Source organism: Maledivibacter halophilus (genome assembly GCF_900167445.1).
Taxonomy (GTDB): domain Bacteria; phylum Bacillota; class Clostridia; order Peptostreptococcales; family Caminicellaceae; genus Maledivibacter; species Maledivibacter halophilus.
Genome location: NZ_FUZT01000005.1, coordinates 160166 through 176438 on the forward strand (window position 1 = coordinate 160166; position 16273 = coordinate 176438).

The 16273-nt window shown below is 30.8% G+C and carries 13 protein-coding genes, 1 CRISPR repeat array and 1 other annotated feature; all 13 genes read right to left on the reverse strand.

The features are described from left to right. Window positions 1-84: 84 nt before the first annotated feature. The 13 genes from B5X81_RS11080 to B5X81_RS11140 all read right to left on the reverse strand — a co-directional run bounded on the left by B5X81_RS11080 (window position 85) and on the right by B5X81_RS11140 (window position 15836). The gene (locus B5X81_RS11080; RefSeq protein WP_079491761.1) at window positions 85-2247 is read right to left on the reverse strand and encodes a hypothetical protein; all 2163 of its coding nucleotides are present in this window, start codon (window positions 2245-2247) and stop codon (window positions 85-87) included. A gap of 37 nt (window positions 2248-2284) precedes the next feature. After that, window positions 2285-2560 (reverse strand): IreB family regulatory phosphoprotein, encoded by a 276-nt coding sequence (locus tag B5X81_RS11085; RefSeq protein ID WP_079491763.1) that lies wholly within the window; start codon window positions 2558-2560, stop codon window positions 2285-2287. Window positions 2561-2623: 63 nt separating this feature from the next. Then, entirely contained in the window at window positions 2624-5275 is a 2652-nt protein-coding gene (alaS, locus tag B5X81_RS11090; protein ID WP_079491765.1) for an alanine--tRNA ligase, read from the reverse strand. A gap of 60 nt (window positions 5276-5335) precedes the next feature. Continuing rightward, window positions 5336-5616: a binding site (T-box leader), on the reverse strand. A gap of 240 nt (window positions 5617-5856) precedes the next feature. Next, on the reverse strand, window positions 5857-8208 hold the full coding sequence (gene ppsA, locus B5X81_RS11095; protein WP_280175266.1) for a phosphoenolpyruvate synthase: 2352 nt from the start codon (window positions 8206-8208) through the stop codon (window positions 5857-5859). A gap of 476 nt (window positions 8209-8684) precedes the next feature. Next, on the reverse strand, window positions 8685-9911 hold the full coding sequence (locus B5X81_RS11100; RefSeq protein WP_079491768.1) for an AI-2E family transporter: 1227 nt from the start codon (window positions 9909-9911) through the stop codon (window positions 8685-8687). A 146-nt stretch (window positions 9912-10057) separates the two neighbouring features. Beyond that, entirely contained in the window at window positions 10058-10243 is a 186-nt protein-coding gene (locus B5X81_RS11105) for a hypothetical protein (RefSeq protein ID WP_079491769.1), read from the reverse strand. Window positions 10244-10329: 86 nt separating this feature from the next. Further along, window positions 10330-10869 carry a PRC-barrel domain-containing protein gene (locus B5X81_RS11110; protein ID WP_079491771.1) on the reverse strand — a complete coding sequence of 180 codons (540 nt, stop codon included), beginning with the start codon at window positions 10867-10869 and terminating at the stop codon, window positions 10330-10332. A 130-nt stretch (window positions 10870-10999) separates the two neighbouring features. Next, window positions 11000-12103, reverse strand: a complete 1104-nt coding sequence (gene mnmA / locus B5X81_RS11115) for a tRNA 2-thiouridine(34) synthase MnmA (protein WP_079491772.1) — start codon at window positions 12101-12103, stop codon at window positions 11000-11002. A gap of 84 nt (window positions 12104-12187) precedes the next feature. After that, window positions 12188-12634, reverse strand: a complete 447-nt coding sequence (gene nifU / locus B5X81_RS11120; RefSeq protein ID WP_079491774.1) for a Fe-S cluster assembly scaffold protein NifU — start codon at window positions 12632-12634, stop codon at window positions 12188-12190. A gap of 1 nt (window position 12635) precedes the next feature. Then, a complete protein-coding gene (gene nifS / locus B5X81_RS11125; protein WP_079491775.1) occupies window positions 12636-13814 on the reverse strand; it encodes a cysteine desulfurase NifS in 1179 nt (392 codons plus the stop codon). A 21-nt stretch (window positions 13815-13835) separates the two neighbouring features. Then, a complete protein-coding gene (locus B5X81_RS11130; RefSeq protein ID WP_079491777.1) occupies window positions 13836-14285 on the reverse strand; it encodes an RrF2 family transcriptional regulator in 450 nt (149 codons plus the stop codon). Between the two features lie 543 nt (window positions 14286-14828). Continuing rightward, the gene (locus tag B5X81_RS11135) at window positions 14829-15491 is read right to left on the reverse strand and encodes a hypothetical protein (protein WP_079491778.1); all 663 of its coding nucleotides are present in this window, start codon (window positions 15489-15491) and stop codon (window positions 14829-14831) included. 162 nt (window positions 15492-15653) lie between these two features. Continuing rightward, on the reverse strand, window positions 15654-15836 hold the full coding sequence (locus tag B5X81_RS11140) for a hypothetical protein (RefSeq protein ID WP_079491780.1): 183 nt from the start codon (window positions 15834-15836) through the stop codon (window positions 15654-15656). Window positions 15837-15848: 12 nt separating this feature from the next. Next, a CRISPR array of direct repeats spans window positions 15849-16273; the repeat unit is 27 nt; unit sequence GTTTCAATCCCTCATAGGTAATCTATA.

Here is a 16273-nt window from a genome sequence, read left to right on the forward strand (position 1 = left end):
CTTACGTCAAATTTAAATTCATTAAAGCAAATATTAAAATCCCTGATACAGAAACTAACGCAAAAGTTAAAACAAAAAGTTAATCTAATATTGTTTATTTGTATTCAAAACTTCTATAAAAATTAAATACATTAAACTCATAGCTAAAAATATCATTGATGTTGCTGAAGCAACTACTCCAGAATCATTTACCAAAAATGAAACAATACATCCAATCAATATTCCCAAAAGTCCAATGGAAAGGTTTTGATATTTACTAAATATTTTTTTAGCTATTCCAAAGGGTCTATAAAATAATATTCCTAAAAAAATAAGAGAAGAAACTAAAACTTTACTCCATATTGAAACTCCAAATAGCTTTAAATTCATCGAAATCTTTCTTCTTATTATAGAATAAACTACATTAATACCATCATTATTAATTTGCTTAATAGCATTGGCTAAATGGGAACCACTTTTCAAAAAATATAAATCAGCTATTGCAATTAAAAAAATTAAAATAAATATTGATGCAACAATATATGTATAATGGGTAAATTTTAGCTTTGAATTATATAACTTTAAAGTTACAAACATAAATGCAAAGGCTGATGTTATAGTTCCTCCAACATTGGCTCCAAACCCTGGAAATCCAATGACTATTGTAATAAAAGCAAATATAAAAACAACTAAAATTTTATTTATTTTATATCTATCCAATAGAGATGTGGCAAAAATTAAAGCAGCACCAACTAAAATCCCCATAAATTCATTACCTATTCCATAATACCTTGCTCCAATAATAGGATCATAGCCTAGAAATGACATTTTTATAAGCTTAGAATCCATAATTATATCTATACTCAGCAAAAAGCAAATCAACCCTGATAAAAAAATAATACTATCTACAGATTTTTTTCTTATATAAACAGAAATAAAAACTATAACTATTGTAAGAATAATTATTTTTATAAAAGCTTCATAAATATTATTAGCCTTAATTAATGGTAAAACTAGAAGCGCTATTGGAATTGCCATATTTGATAACAATAAATACTCAAAGCATCTATAAAATTTAAGTTTATACTTGCCTATAAGCTGAATACTCACAAAGGCTAAAAAAGACACAATTATTTCAAAAACAGCAAATGTAAAAAGAACATTTAGTCTATTTGTATAAACAAATGCAGTATCATTGTATAATTCCTTTATATATGAATTTTTTTCCTTGTTTTCCAATACATATATGGGTTTTCCAGTAAAAAAATTCGTATTACTATCAAAGTATGCCGCTATATATGGAGCTATATCAACATTTCCAATTATACCTTCTCTTCTTGTAGTATCAGACGATAAGATTCCTTTACTCATTCCGTCTCCAGCTAGAATAATTGGAGTTAGCTTTTTCCCAGATGCTGAGGCAAAAGAAGAAGAACTAGGACTTATAAGTAAAAACCTAGTATTCTTCCCATCAGCCAAATTGTATATATTCTCAATAAAGGAATCTATATCCTCTAATATATTTTCTTTATGTTTTTCATACATTTCATCACTTAAATTTAATTTATATCTATCAAGCCTATATAAATCTCCAAGTTCAAATATCACAAGACTTGATTTATTAATCAATTCATCAAAGCTTTTTCTCATTAACTCATAATTTGATCTTAACCCATAAGGATAATCAGGAGCTTCAATATTTGCGTCTTTTCCTATTAATCCAAAATCAACAAGTCCATACTCATCCATTCCCACCAAAGCACCAAGTCTGACTTCTCTTTCATCAATATCAGAATTTCCAATAACGGAAATTTTATTATTATTCATCTTAAGACTATTTCCCAGAGCCCCTATAATAGGACTAAAATCATTCCCTGAGTTAATATCCTTTAATCTGGCTATATCCAGATTGGCTATTTCTTGGTTTTCTATATCATGCCCGGTTCTTCTCTCATAGGCAGATAGATTTTCTTTACTAAGATTCACTGACCTTGAAGTATAATAACTAGCCTCTGACCTTGTTCCAGAGCCAATGGTAAGAGCACTACTGAAATCATCACTATTACCATGGGCTCTGGTATTCATAAGTCCAATTGCATATTTTTCACTTAACTCTTTAGTAAAGTCCATATACTCAATATCTTCAAGATCAATCCTGTTTATTAAAAAAACAATAAACTTCTTTTCTGACCCCTGAGAATATACACATACTGAAGTCAAAATTATGAATATGGTTGTTAGGAAAAAAAACTTTGTAACTTTTCTCAATATTTTTCGCTCCTAAATAAAAGCCTTATTGATAAGATTAATCATCTGATGAACCTATTTCTTTTAAATAGGTTTTTAGCATCTCTTCTAGCAATTCATCTCTCTCAAGCTTTCTAATGATATTTCTAGCGTTATTATAGCTGGTAATGTAAGCAGGATCTCCTGACAAAAGATATCCTACTATTTGGTTAATAGGATTATATCCCTTTTCCTTAAGGGAACTATAAACACTAGCTAAAATATTCCTTGCTTCCTTATTCTTGTCTTTTTCAACATTATACATAACAGTTAAATTATCTAGCTTATCATTCATATGATCCCCTCCAAATATTTATTTACATTTGATTCTATTTTTATACATGTTTGTTATAAATTGTTATTGTTTAATATACTCTTTAACTATCTCATAGCTCGCTGATATAGCTTTATCTATTTTTGATGGATCTTTTCCTCCGGCTTGAGCCATATTAGGTCTTCCACCACCACCTCCACCAGTGATTTTTGCTATTTCTTTAATTATCTTTCCTGCATGAATTCCTTTTTTAACAACATCTTCAGAAGCAATTGCAATAAGATTTACTTTGTCTTCCTTTGCGCTGGCTAAAACTACAAAATATGATTCTAATTTTTCCTTTAATTTGTCACCAAGATTTCTAAGGCTATCCATATCTAAATTTTGTAATTTATAAGCAATGACATTTACTCCATTTATTTCTTTAGAAGCCTTTACCATATCATCCATTGAACCACTAGCTAATTTACTCTTTAACATTTCATTCTCTTTTTGCAGTTTTTTAATTTCATCATTTATTGCTTCTATTTTTCCTTCAATATCATTAATATTTGATTTTAAAGCATTAGATATACCTTTAAGTCTATTATCTGTATCTGTAATATGTCTATATATTTCTTTTCCTGTTATAGCTTCTATTCTTCTTACACCAGCAGCTATACCTGTTTCACTTAGTATTTTAAACATCCCTATTTCACTAGAATTAAGCACATGGGTACCGCCACATAATTCAATACTATACTCTCCAACATTTACTACCCTTACCTTTTTACCATATTTTTCACCAAAAAGTGCTGTTGCACCATTCTTTTTTGCTTCTTCTATATCTGTTATTTTAACATCAACATTTAACGCTTCAAATATTTGCTCATTAACTCTCTTTTCAACCTTAACCAAATCTTCATTAGATACCGGTTCAAAATGTGTAAAATCAAATCTTAATTTTTCTGGTGTAACCAAAGAACCTGCCTGCTCCACATGTTTCCCCAGCACTTCCTTCAAAGCTTTGTGAAGCAAATGGGTAGCAGTATGGTTTCTGGTAGTATCTGCTCGTTTTTCCATATCAACTATAGCCTTTACTTTTTCATCTTTCTTGAAATTTCCTTTAACAACCTTTCCCTTATGAATAATAAATTCATCATTTCCTCTTTTTATTTTATTAGAAGCTAAAACTTTTATTTTTCCATCTTCTTTATAAATTATACCAGTATCTCCAATCTGACCACCACCCTCAGGATATAGGGGAGTCGATTCAAGGATTATATTTATTTCATCACCCTCATTTACCTCATCCAACATCTTCCCATCTTTTATAAGACCCAAAACTATTGTATATATACTAAAGTTATCATATCCAACAAAATCCGACTTAGCTTTTTCTCCTATAAGAATTTCATGTCCACTTTCCCAGCCTAATTCTTCAATATCCTTTCTAGCTGCCCTTGCTCTTTCTCTTTGTTTTTCCATTTCCCTGTTAAAACCTTCTACATCTACTCTAATATTTTCTTCCTGTAATATTTCCCTTGTTAAATCCAGAGGGAAACCATAGGTATCATATAGTTTAAATGCTTCTTCTCCCATTAAAACCTTTTCATTACATAATACTAGATCATGAACATATTCCCTTAACATCTCCATTCCCTGATCTATAGTCTTTTGGAACTTTTCTTCCTCTAGAGATATTATTTTTCTAATATAGTCTTCCCTTTCTACCAACTCCGGATATGACTCACCATATGATTCTATCACCTTATCCAGCAGATCAGTTAGAAAACTCTCTCTTAGTCCTAAAAGCTTACCATGTCTAGCTGCCCTTCTAAGCAATCTCCTAAGCACATAACCTCTTCCTTCATTGCTTGGAAGAATTCCATCGCTTACCATAAATGCAACTGCCTTTATATGGTCTGTAATTATTCTTATTGAAATATCATCTTTTTTCCTTTTTCCGTATTCCTTATTGGATAATTTCAATACACCATCTAATATATGCTTAATAGTATCTATTTCAAAAATTGTATCTACATTTTGCATTATACAAGCTACTCTTTCAAGGCCCATACCAGTATCTATATTAGGATTAGGAAGCTTATGATAATTTCCCTCTTCATCCTTTTCAAATTGAGTAAATACATGGTTCCAAATTTCTACATATCTATCACACTCACATCCTGGTTTACAATCTTCACTATGGCACCCATATGCTTTCCCTCTATCAAAATATATCTCTGAGCAAGGTCCACATGGTCCTGTTCCTATTTCCCAAAAATTATCCTCTTTACCAAGTCTAACTATTTTCTCTTCAGGAATACCAATTTCTTTATTCCATATTTCAAAGGCTTCATCGTCTTCTTTATATATTGATACCCATAATTTTTCTTTTGGTAACATTAAATGCTCAGTACAAAATTCCCATCCCCAAGCTATAGATTCCTTCTTAAAATAGTCGCCAAAGGAAAAGTTTCCAAGCATTTCAAAAAAAGTTGCATGCCTTGCTGTTTTTCCTACATTCTCAATATCCCCTGTACGTATACATTTTTGACAAGTAGCCATTCTCTTGGCAGGTGGAATTTTTGTCCCCATAAAATACGGCTTCAATGGTGCCATACCTGCATTTATCAATAATAAACTTTTGTCTTCTTCTGGAATTAAGGAATAGCTCGGTCTTATATAGTGACCCTTGCTTTCAAAAAAGTCTAAAAATTGCTTTCTAATTTCATTTAATCCCATCTTTTTCATATGTTCTCCTCCTCGTTTCATTAAGTTTGTAATAAAAAAACTCCCGTTCCTATATAAAAATATAGGGACGAGAGTTTGCCCGCGGTACCACCCTAGTTATTACTTAATAGATACGCTTAAAACTATCTATAAAAGTAATCTCTTAATAAAATGCATTTTAACGTATGCAAACCGTTAACCTCTAATTATACTTAAAAGTATATTTTTCAAAGTTAAAGCTCCGGAGCTGCTTCATATATCCTTAAACAAAAGTCTTTCAGCCCAGGGTAAATAAAATAAACCCTTTGTACTTTCTCTCTGTAGATCAGGTATAAATTACTGTTCTCCTTCAAAGCAAAAACTATTAACTTTTTGTGTTGATTATATAAAATATATACAAATTTGTCAATGGAGAAACTTGAATAATTAACATTATCAATTTATTTTAGTATTCCACTTTTACGAAAGTTTATAAAAGAATCTATTTTAAATATAATTTAGAGAGTCTTAATATTTCAAAAGAAATACTAAGACTACTGCTATAGAAACCAATATAAACTGAATGTCAATAGACAATTATCTTACACAGATTCTGATTAACTCTATAATCCTCTTATTTTATTCATTATTATCCTCTGTTCAACTCCTGCAACTAACCTTCGAGTATAATCTACCGTATCAGGATTCACACTCATACTATCTATTCCAGACTTAACTAAAAACTCGGCAAATTCCGGATATTGTGATGGCCCTTGACCACATATTGACACAGTTTTCCCGTACTTATGGGCAGCTTCAATAAGTATCTTGATTGCCCTTTTGACCGCCATATTTCTTTCATCAAAATATCCCATACTGTTGAGTATTCCAGAATCACGATCAGCTCCCATTATTAATTGAGTTAAATCGTTGCTTCCTATACTAAACCCATCTACAAGCTGAGCAAACTCTTCTGCTGCAAATATAACCGATGGAACCTCAGCCATAATCCATATTTTAAAATTATTACTTTGCTTTAGTCCCTCAGAAGCCATTATCTCTTTAACCTTTTCAAGCTCCCAGGTAGTTCTAACGAAGGGAAGCATAGCCCAAACATTGGTTAGTCCATACTCTTCTCTAACTTTTTTTAGGGCCTTACATTCAAGTCTAAAGCCTTCCTTATATTCATCGGATATATATCTTGAAACTCCTCTCCAGCCAATCATTGGATTATTTTCAATAGGCTCAACTTCATCTCCACCCTTTAGCCCTCTAAATTCATTGGTTCTAAAATCACTTAACCTTACCACTACCGGTTTGGGATAAATTTCCTGTGCTACTTTAGTTATCCCTTCAGCCATTTTATTTATAAGTATATCTCCCTGACCTGTTTTAACTAAATACATAGGATGTACTCCCACCATATTTGTAAATATGAATTCGGTTCTCATGAGTCCTATACCCTCAAAGGGTAAATTTTTATACTTATTAATAATAGAAGGTTCTCCAAGATTCATATATATTTTTGTTGCAGTTATTGGTGCTAATTTATAGATTAAATCCTCAGTAAGACCAAGAGTTTGCTTAGTACCTTTATTTTCTTCTTTTTGCTTTTCGCTTAATACTTTTCCATCATATATTATTCCCCTTGTGGCATCTACGGTAACTATTTGACCTTCCTTTAATATTTCACTTGCATTTTTTGCCCCAACTATACAAGGTATGCCTAATTCTCTAGATACTATAGCAGCATGACATGTTCTTCCACCCTCGTCAGTAACAACGGCCTTAGCCTTTCTCATAGCAGGTACCATATCGGGATTTGTCATAACGGTAACCAATATATCTCCATCTTTAACCCTAGCTATTTCATCCATGCTCTTAATTATCTTTACCTTTCCACTACTAATTCCGGGAGATGCCCCCAGTCCCTTTGTAAGAACTCTTAATTCCACATCTTTCTTTTCTTCCACTTCTTTTTCCCTCTCCTTCAAAGTAGTAATAGGTCTTGCCTGTAATATATATAAATTCTTAGTATCCTTATCAAAGGCCCACTCAATATCCTGATAGGAATTATACAATCTTTCTATTGCCAATCCATCCTTAGCTAATTTTTCTATTTCTTCATGTTCAAGACATTGTTCCTTTACCTTCTCAAAGCCTAAATAATCCCTTACACTAACTTCTACAGTTCCTACGCCATTATCCTTTTTTATTATCATAATATTTTTATCTGAAATATGTTTTTCCTTAATAGAAATGCTTTCTTTATCGAGAATGTACTCATCAGGTGTTACAGCTCCAGATACTACTGCTTCTCCCAATCCCCAACTAGCATTTATCATTATTTCATTTTCATTATTGTTAACAGGATTAGCTGTAAACATAACCCCTGACTTTTGACTGTTAACCATTTTTTGTACCACTACACTGAGGGAAACATCGAAATGGTCAAAGCTTTGTTTTTCTCTATAATATATTGCTCTAGCAGTCCACAAGGAAGCCCAACACTTTTTAGTATACTCTAAAACTTCCTTCAATCCACTTATCTCTAAATAAGTATCTTGTTGCCCTGCAAAAGAAGCCTCAGGTAAATCCTCTGCTGTAGCTGAACTTCTAATTGCAACATATGGATTTTCTATGTTTATTTCTTTACTGAATTGGATGTATGAATTCTCTATATCACTATTTATTTCATCAGGTATAGATGAGTTTATAATAAGCTCCCTAATAGTTTTACTCTTGATTTGTAGTTCCACAGAATTTTCTACATCAAGATTATTCATAATTTCCTTTATTTTATCCTGTAAATTTGATATAGTAATAAAATCTTTGTAGGCAGAAGAAGTAATACAATATCCCGGTGGAACATTTACTCCGTTTTGTGTTAGCTCACCAAGGTTCGCCCCCTTACCTCCAACTATTGGAATATCCTTTTTATTGATTTCATTAAAACTCTTAATATATTTACTCAAATCCATCACCTCTCAAAATATTCTACAAATATATTGTAGCACATTTATATAAATGTGCTATACTTTTTTCAAAAAAAGTTAATTTTTTTTGTATTTTTTAGTTTAAGGAATATTTTTATAGATTATTTTAGATTTTATATAATTATTAACATACAATTGCCTAAATTTTAGATTATGTGTTATACTATTTTGTATATTTATATATGACTATAAATTTATCTAAATTAACCCGCTGTACTAGTTCTTATAGAGGGAGTTTTAAAACAGTCTCATAAAAATCATTCAAATGAAATATTAAAGCTCTCTATATTGTATTGAAAATAAATTATACAGTCTATTATTATTCATGAACTGAAAAAAACATACTTGAAACTAAAAAATAGTCTCAAGTATGTTTTTTCAGTTTTTATAGCATTATTTTATATTGTTTAATTATTTCTAATTTAAACCATAGAATTATCTAAATCAATTTAATATTAAATCCTCACTAATATTCTTACTATATGGTTTAATACTACTCTAATACTTGCAGCTATTGGAACCGCAAATAAAAGTCCTGCAATTCCTAATAGATCCCCTCCAATTAACAATGATAATATTACAAAAACAGGATGAAGCCCTACACTGTCTCCCACAATTTTAGGTTGTAGAATAGCACTTTCAATTTGCTGTATTGTAAAAAAAGCTACTATTACCCAAATTGCTTTTATAGGCTCATCTAAAAGTGCAATAGCAACTCCCGGCACGGCCCCTATTATTGGCCCAAAATAAGGTATCACGTTTGCTATTCCCGCAATAGCACCTATAAGAAGTGCAAATTCTATCTTTAAAATCAATAAAGCTATAGTGCTTAATATCCCTACCAATGCTGCCACTATTAATTGTCCTCTAATAAAATTATTTAAAAGTTTATTTATATCCTTAGATATATTTATTACATCTTCTCTTATTACTTTAGGTACAGCTTTTAATGTCTTTCTCCTAAAATAGCTTGTATCCTTAAGAAAATAAAATGTATAAATGGGTACTAAAACTATTCCCACCAAATTTGAAAAAACATTCAACCCTTTTTCAGTTATATTTTTCAATAGATCTATAATATAAATTTCAATACGATTTAAGTATTCACTAAAAGCAAATTCAACTCCTATAAATTCCCTGGGTAGATTACTTATACTATCTAAATATTTTATATAAATGTTGTTAAAAAACTCTATAATTTCATTGGTATAAGCGGGCAATGTCTCTGCAAGCCCTTTTATTTCCCCAGTTATTCTAGGGATAATGGTTATTGAAAATACAAAAAACAATAATATTATTCCTATATAAATAATTATTACGCTCCATAATCTAGATATTTTAAATTTTTCCATCTTATTGACTAAAGGATTTATAATATAAGCTAGAACTATTGCCCACAATATTGGTATCAATATAGATATAATAATATTTCTTAAAACATAAATCAGTATTACTAATATTATTAATACAATAGATAGTAATATTACTATTTTATATTTTTTATTTAGCTTAATTTTCTTTCTATACACAACATATTTATTACCTATATTGACTAAATAATAAATAGTGAATATTAAAAACAAAAAAAGTAATATATTAACAAATACTTTGGTTAATATATATGTATAGTTTAAAGACTGGCTTTCTACAGCTAATGTTGAATAGGACAAATTATTATTCATTTCATCACCACAAAACTAATATTTTTTAAAAGCAGCTTTTAGAGTTCATAAATTATAGATAACCAACGTTAAAATTTATTATATTTTAGAGTTGGTTATCTTTAAAAATATTACTCGAATCTCTATAAGCTGCTTTTTTATTTTCACTATCTAAACATATCCATTGATGCTACTGTACCCATTATTTTTGATGCATTTCTTGCCATTCTTGAACCTTTTCTCATTATCCTACGCCTCTGCCTAGGTGTTGATTTATTTAAAGCATACATTCCTGCTGTAACACCTAACAAACTTCCTGCAATAACTCCAGTTACAAATCTATTGTTATTCATCAAATTTCACTCCTTTTCGGAAAAATTTCTTAGATCATATTTTAAATATACAATACATTTCTGTATATTATTATTTTGCGAAAATTTTATTGTTCTAATTCAAGTAATTTTTTCAAACCACCAATATTTTTCAAAATACTTTTTCTTGAATTTCTTGAAATTATAAACTTGTTCTTATTAAATACAATAGGCCCATCTAAAGGTAGAATTTCCATTCCATTAAAAATATCGTCAATAACACCATTTGTGAGAATAAAGCCTAGAATATTTCCACTTTTTTCTTCAAAGATTACATCTTTTATAAATCCTAATAATTTTCCTTCATTTTCTACAACTTCAACACCTACAATTTTTTCACTTTTTTTCATGAATTTTTCATTCAATTTAAAATTTTTTATTTGTTGAATATTTTTCTTGAATTTAACTATGACTTCGTTTTTGGATATTCCATAAATACTGTTAAAATCTATCACTCTGGTATAATGGATAATACTACCATAGTCAATTATAAGTCCCGATAGCCTACAGGAATCTAAATCCAATATTGCATCCTTTACTTCCCCAATAAAATTTTTTTCATCGGCACATAATATAGGAAAACCAATTAGATCACTTGTTTTTAACATTATATCACCACTTTTTCTTACTGATAAATTCTATTTCACATTAATATTTTCTCTTATAAAACAAAAAATAATGCACTAAAAAAGCGCATTATTAAATCAAATTTTTACATTTTTAAATTTTTTGTTAAACTTATTCAAATGCTTTTACTATTGTTCCTCCTCCAATAAGAAGATTTTCATTATAAAAGACAACAGCTTGTCCTGGAGTTACAGCTCTTTGAGGGTTATCAAATTCCACTTTAACCCTATTTTCTTCTAGAGGATACACAGTTGCAACAGATGGTTTTGCAGAATATCGTACTTTAGCTTCAACCTTCATAGGGCTTTTTAGTTCATCAAAGGGAATAAAGTTTATATTTTTTGCAATTAGTTTACCCTTAAAAGCATCTTTATTATCACCAAGAACCACTTGATTTTTCTCAGGTATTATATCTACCACATAGGCAGGTTTCCCAAGAGAAATTCCAAGGCCCTTTCTTTGCCCAATTGTATAATGAATAATGCCTTTATGTCTACCTAAAATATTTCCATTTGTATCGACAAAATTTCCAGGTATAATTTTTGCCCCTTCTTTTTTCTCTATAAATCTTCCATAATTATTGTCGGGTATAAAGCAAATTTCTTGGCTATCTGGCTTATTTGCAACATCAAGTCCCAAGCTCTTGGCAATATTTCTTATTTCTTCCTTAGATGAATATTCCCCAAGGGGCATAAGAATATGCTTAAGCTGATCCTGGGTAAGATTATACATTGCATAGGTCTGATCCTTGCCCTTTGCTAAGGATTTCTTAATTAAATATCTATTTGTTTTTTGATCCTTCACTATTCTAGAATAATGGCCTGTAGCAACATAATAGGCACCTAGAGAATGGGCTTTTTGTAATAACTCTTCAAACTTTATATATTTATTACATGCAATACAAGGATTAGGGGTTCTTCCATGTAAATATTCATCAACAAAATAATCAATAACCTTTTCTTTAAATACAGATTTGAAATTCATTACATAGAAAGGAATGTCAAGCTTATTTGCAACTCTCCTGGCATCCTCTGCAGCCGATAAACTGCAACACCCATCCTCTCTTTCATAATTATCTTCCTCATCATCCTGCCACACCTTCATAGTAACACCTATAACTTCATAGCCTTGTTTTTTCAAAAGATAGGCAGCAACAGAACTGTCTACGCCTCCACTCATTCCTAATACAACTTTATTTTTGTCTAAAGAATTCATTATTTTCACCTACACTAAATTTATTAAACTATTCAAGTATTACAGCTATAAAATAGTATACCCAGGTTATAGGCCTGGGCATTACTATTCTTCATCTTCATCATGATCGTGATGATCATGGACATCGTCAACTGGCTTGTAATTTTCTAAACCTTTAATCACAAGATTGTTCTTTTGGGCATAATCATATATTGCAGCCTTTACCGCCTGTTCAGCAAGTACAGAGCAATGAATTTTCTGAGTAGGCAGTCCATCTAGGGCTTCAACAACTGCCCTATTCGTTAATCCAACTGCCTCTTCAACACTTTTCCCAATTATCATTTCAGTTGCAATACTTGATGTTGCTATAGCTGACCCACATCCAAAGGTTTTGAACTTAACATCTACTATAGTGTCATCCTCTATTTTAAGATACATTTTCATTATATCTCCACATTTTGCATTTCCAACCTGACCAACACCATCGGCATTTTCAATTTCCCCTACATTTCTGGGATTAGTAAAATGGTCCATAACTTTTTCTGAATACATATTATTTCCCTCCTTTAACACCCTCATATAATGGAGACATCTGTCTCAATCTATCAACAATTGTTATTAAATGTTCCACAACATAATCAATATCTTCTTCCTTTGTAAAATCTCCTATGGTCAATCTTAAGGATCCATGGGCTATTTCATGGGTAAGCCCTATTGCCATAAGAACATGGGAAGGGTCTAATGATCCCGATGTACATGCCGAACCACTTGAACCAGCAATTCCAACCATATCTAAGCTGAGTAGTAGGGATTCTCCCTCTATAAACTCAAAACAGAAATTTACATTTCCTGGATGTCTTTCAGTTGGATGTCCATTTAACCTGACATAATCTATATTATTTTGAATACCTTCAATTAATTTATCCCTAAGTCTTTTAACATGGGCTATATGGGAGTCAAGATTTTGAGTAGCTAATTCAGCAGCTTTCCCAAACCCAACTATTCCAGGAACATTTTCTGTACCTGCCCTTCTCTTTCTTTCCTGAGCTCCACCATGTATAAATGGATGTATTTTTACTCCTTTTCTGATATATATACCACCTACACCCTTTGGACCATATATTTTATGGGCGGAAAAGTTCATAATATCAACATCAAGTTCTTTAATATCAATAGGAATATTTCCAAGAGCCTGTACAGCATCAGTATGGAAATATACACCTTTTTCTTTAGCTATTTTACCTATTTCTTTAATAGGCTGTATTGTCCCGATTTCATTATTCACATACATTATTGTAATTAATATTGTTTTATCTGTAATAGCTTCCTTTAATTGTTCTAAATCAATCATTCCGTACTCATCCACATCAAGATATGTTACCTCAAATCCGTCTTTTTCAAGATATTCACAGACATGTAAAACAGCATGATGCTCAATTTTTGACGTAATAATATGATTCCCTTTGTTTCTATTTGCATAGGCTATGCCCTTTATTGCCCAGTTATCCGCCTCTGAACCTCCACCGGTAAAAAATATCTCCTTTGATGAAGCCCCTACTGCTTTTGCTAATCTATCTCTGGCAACATCAATGGCCTGCTTCGCTTCTCTGCCAAAGGAATAAATACTTGAAGGATTTCCATATTTTTCACTGAAATAAGGCATCATTTCATCTAATACTTCTTTTTTCATGGGAGTTGTTGCTGAATAATCTAAATAAATTCTTTTATTCATACCTTCACCACCTTAAAATTGTTATATATAATACATAAGCGAATCAGCATTATGTAGCTTTTTATGATCATCTACCATATCCTGTAATGTTATGGAATCAATGACTTCATCTACACTTTCTTTAATTTTTTCCCATATAGTTCTAGTAACACAATATCCAATTTTAGAACATTCACTTTCTTCATCTTCAATAACACAATCAGCAGGAGCAATGGGACCTTCCAAAGTCCTTATAACATCACCAACAGTAATATTTTCAGGCTTATCAGCAAGAATATATCCTCCTTGAGCTCCTCTTATACTTTTAACTAAATTAGCTTTTCTCAGTGTTGCAATAAGTTGTTCTAAATAATGGACTGATAAATTCTGTTTTTGAGCTATATTATTCAAAGGAGTCGGCCCTTCTCCATAGGATAAAGCCAATTCAAACATCGCTTTTAGACCATATCTTCCTTTTGTTGAAAGCTTCATAGTCTCACTCCCTTCACAATCCCAAGTGTTTTACTTGGAATTCATTCTAAGTATATTATACCCAAGTAAATTTGTCAACATTCAATATTATTTTTTACAAAAAAATAAATAGCCGAAGAAATTGATATGTTTTCTTCAACCATTAAGCCCTTATAGGTAATCTAAAAACCCCCATTTCCCCCTTGGAAATGCTATATTCCTATTTTTCTACACAAATCAAAAAAATCCTTCTTTTTCTATACAAAATCCTAAAATCATTGTAATTACTATAAATCATCAAAAACAAAATTGTCGTCGACCTCCCGGGATTTTTGCGCTACTGGTGGTCGACGACAGTTAAATTCTATATATCATTATTGATTATCTATATTACATCCAATATAGATGTATGAACGGAGTCAGATTTCATAAGAAATCAAGTAATTTTATTTTTAGGTGTTCTAAAAAATCAATTCTCTCTTTATCCTTATACTCTAAAAACTATTAATATTACTTTAAGTAGCTTTTATATTTTAAAGAACTTCTAATAATCTAACATATCATTTATTCTTGATCTAATAATTCTAACATCTTTACCAATACATCTTTTGTAAATTCATCTATTTTTTGGTCTTGCATACTTCTTGGTGCCAATGGATTATCTATTTGATATATTAATTTATTAAACAGATTTTTATATGATTCAATATCTGTACCAAATATGTTAACCCATCCCTCTTCACCAGGAGACCGAAACTTCCAATTTCCATCTGGACCTTTGTAAGCATTAGCATTACTTTGAGCTACAAGAAATTTCCCCATAGCAAGCATTTTTTCTCCTTCAGTCATATGTTTTGTGGCTTCCTTCCAAGCTTCCTTAACTTCAGCTGGTGCATTTGGAGGAGGATAAACAAACATTTTGGCTTCACCAATTTCAGTGATACCATCATTGTTTAAGTCTATTACACTTTTAGGATTCACAGCATTTAAAAATAAATTTTCTGCTCCCTCATTACTAATACTATTTATATTAATTCGGTGTGCAAGATGATTTGCTTTTTGGATCTCATACAATTCCTTTGAAGATAAAGTAGCTAAGAAATCTTTAGCGCTTTTACCTGATTCCTCTTTTTCTTTTACAATCCTAATACAATCATCTACGGATTTATCTAATGTCATTGCTTTAGTTGAAATATAGTTGCTTTTAACTACATTTTTAATCTCCATTTTAAACGCCCCCTTGTTATATTACCCTTCAATAATATTATCGACAAGAAAGCAAAAACTATATAGATGTACGCCAATAAAACTTAAGAAAGATTTTTATATATTTTAATCTTCTTTATAGAAATATCTAATTTTTCTAATCTATTCTGCAACACCTCAATCTTAACCATTCATTTCAAACTCTTTTCTTATGGGGGTTGTCATAGATTTATATGACAAATCATAATACTTTTTCATATCTTCATATTCAAATGTATCTAGTTCTCCTTCTGAAATATAAATGGCTAAATCAATATCACTATCTTTAGTCTGCTCAAATACACTATAATACCTGCATTCTACCAAGTAGTAATTATTATTACAATTCCTTATAGGTAATCTATAAACGTCACAAGACTTGTATATAAAGCGCAAGAAAGAGGTGTTTCAATCCCTCATAGGTAATCTATAAACATTAGAAGACAAGGTGTAGTAGCTGATGCCGGGAACTGTTTCAATCCCTTATAGGTAATCTATAAACCCAAAATGGAAAATAGAAGAAATCAGAAACTTTCTGTTTCAATCCCTTATAGGTAATCTATAAACCCTCACTTTTATAAGTCTTTTTGTCAATATTCGACAGTTTCAATCCCTCATAGGTAATCTATAAACATTTTTCTTTATAATTGCCAAATACAAATCTTTTAAGTTTCAATCCCTCATAGGTAATCTATAAACCCTTGCGTTAACTCATCTGGAAATTTGCAATTAGGCTCGTTTCAATCCCTCATAGGTAATCTATA

Excerpts from the sequence above, each read along its gene's own strand:
- B5X81_RS11085 (WP_079491763.1), bottom strand. The coding sequence starts at position 2,560 with ATGAATGATAAGCTAGATAATTTAACTGTTATGTATAATGTTGAAAAA.
- alaS (WP_079491765.1), bottom strand. The coding sequence starts at position 5,275 with ATGAAAAAGATGGGATTAAATGAAATTAGAAAGCAATTTTTAGACTTT.
- B5X81_RS11100 (WP_079491768.1), bottom strand. The coding sequence starts at position 9,911 with ATGAATAATAATTTGTCCTATTCAACATTAGCTGTAGAAAGCCAGTCT.
- B5X81_RS11105 (WP_079491769.1), bottom strand. The coding sequence starts at position 10,243 with ATGAATAACAATAGATTTGTAACTGGAGTTATTGCAGGAAGTTTGTTA.
- B5X81_RS11110 (WP_079491771.1), bottom strand. The coding sequence starts at position 10,869 with ATGTTAAAAACAAGTGATCTAATTGGTTTTCCTATATTATGTGCCGAT.
- mnmA (WP_079491772.1), bottom strand. The coding sequence starts at position 12,103 with ATGAATTCTTTAGACAAAAATAAAGTTGTATTAGGAATGAGTGGAGGC.
- nifU (WP_079491774.1), bottom strand. The coding sequence starts at position 12,634 with ATGTATTCAGAAAAAGTTATGGACCATTTTACTAATCCCAGAAATGTA.
- nifS (WP_079491775.1), bottom strand. The coding sequence starts at position 13,814 with ATGAATAAAAGAATTTATTTAGATTATTCAGCAACAACTCCCATGAAA.
- B5X81_RS11130 (WP_079491777.1), bottom strand. The coding sequence starts at position 14,285 with ATGAAGCTTTCAACAAAAGGAAGATATGGTCTAAAAGCGATGTTTGAA.
- B5X81_RS11135 (WP_079491778.1), bottom strand. The coding sequence starts at position 15,491 with ATGGAGATTAAAAATGTAGTTAAAAGCAACTATATTTCAACTAAAGCA.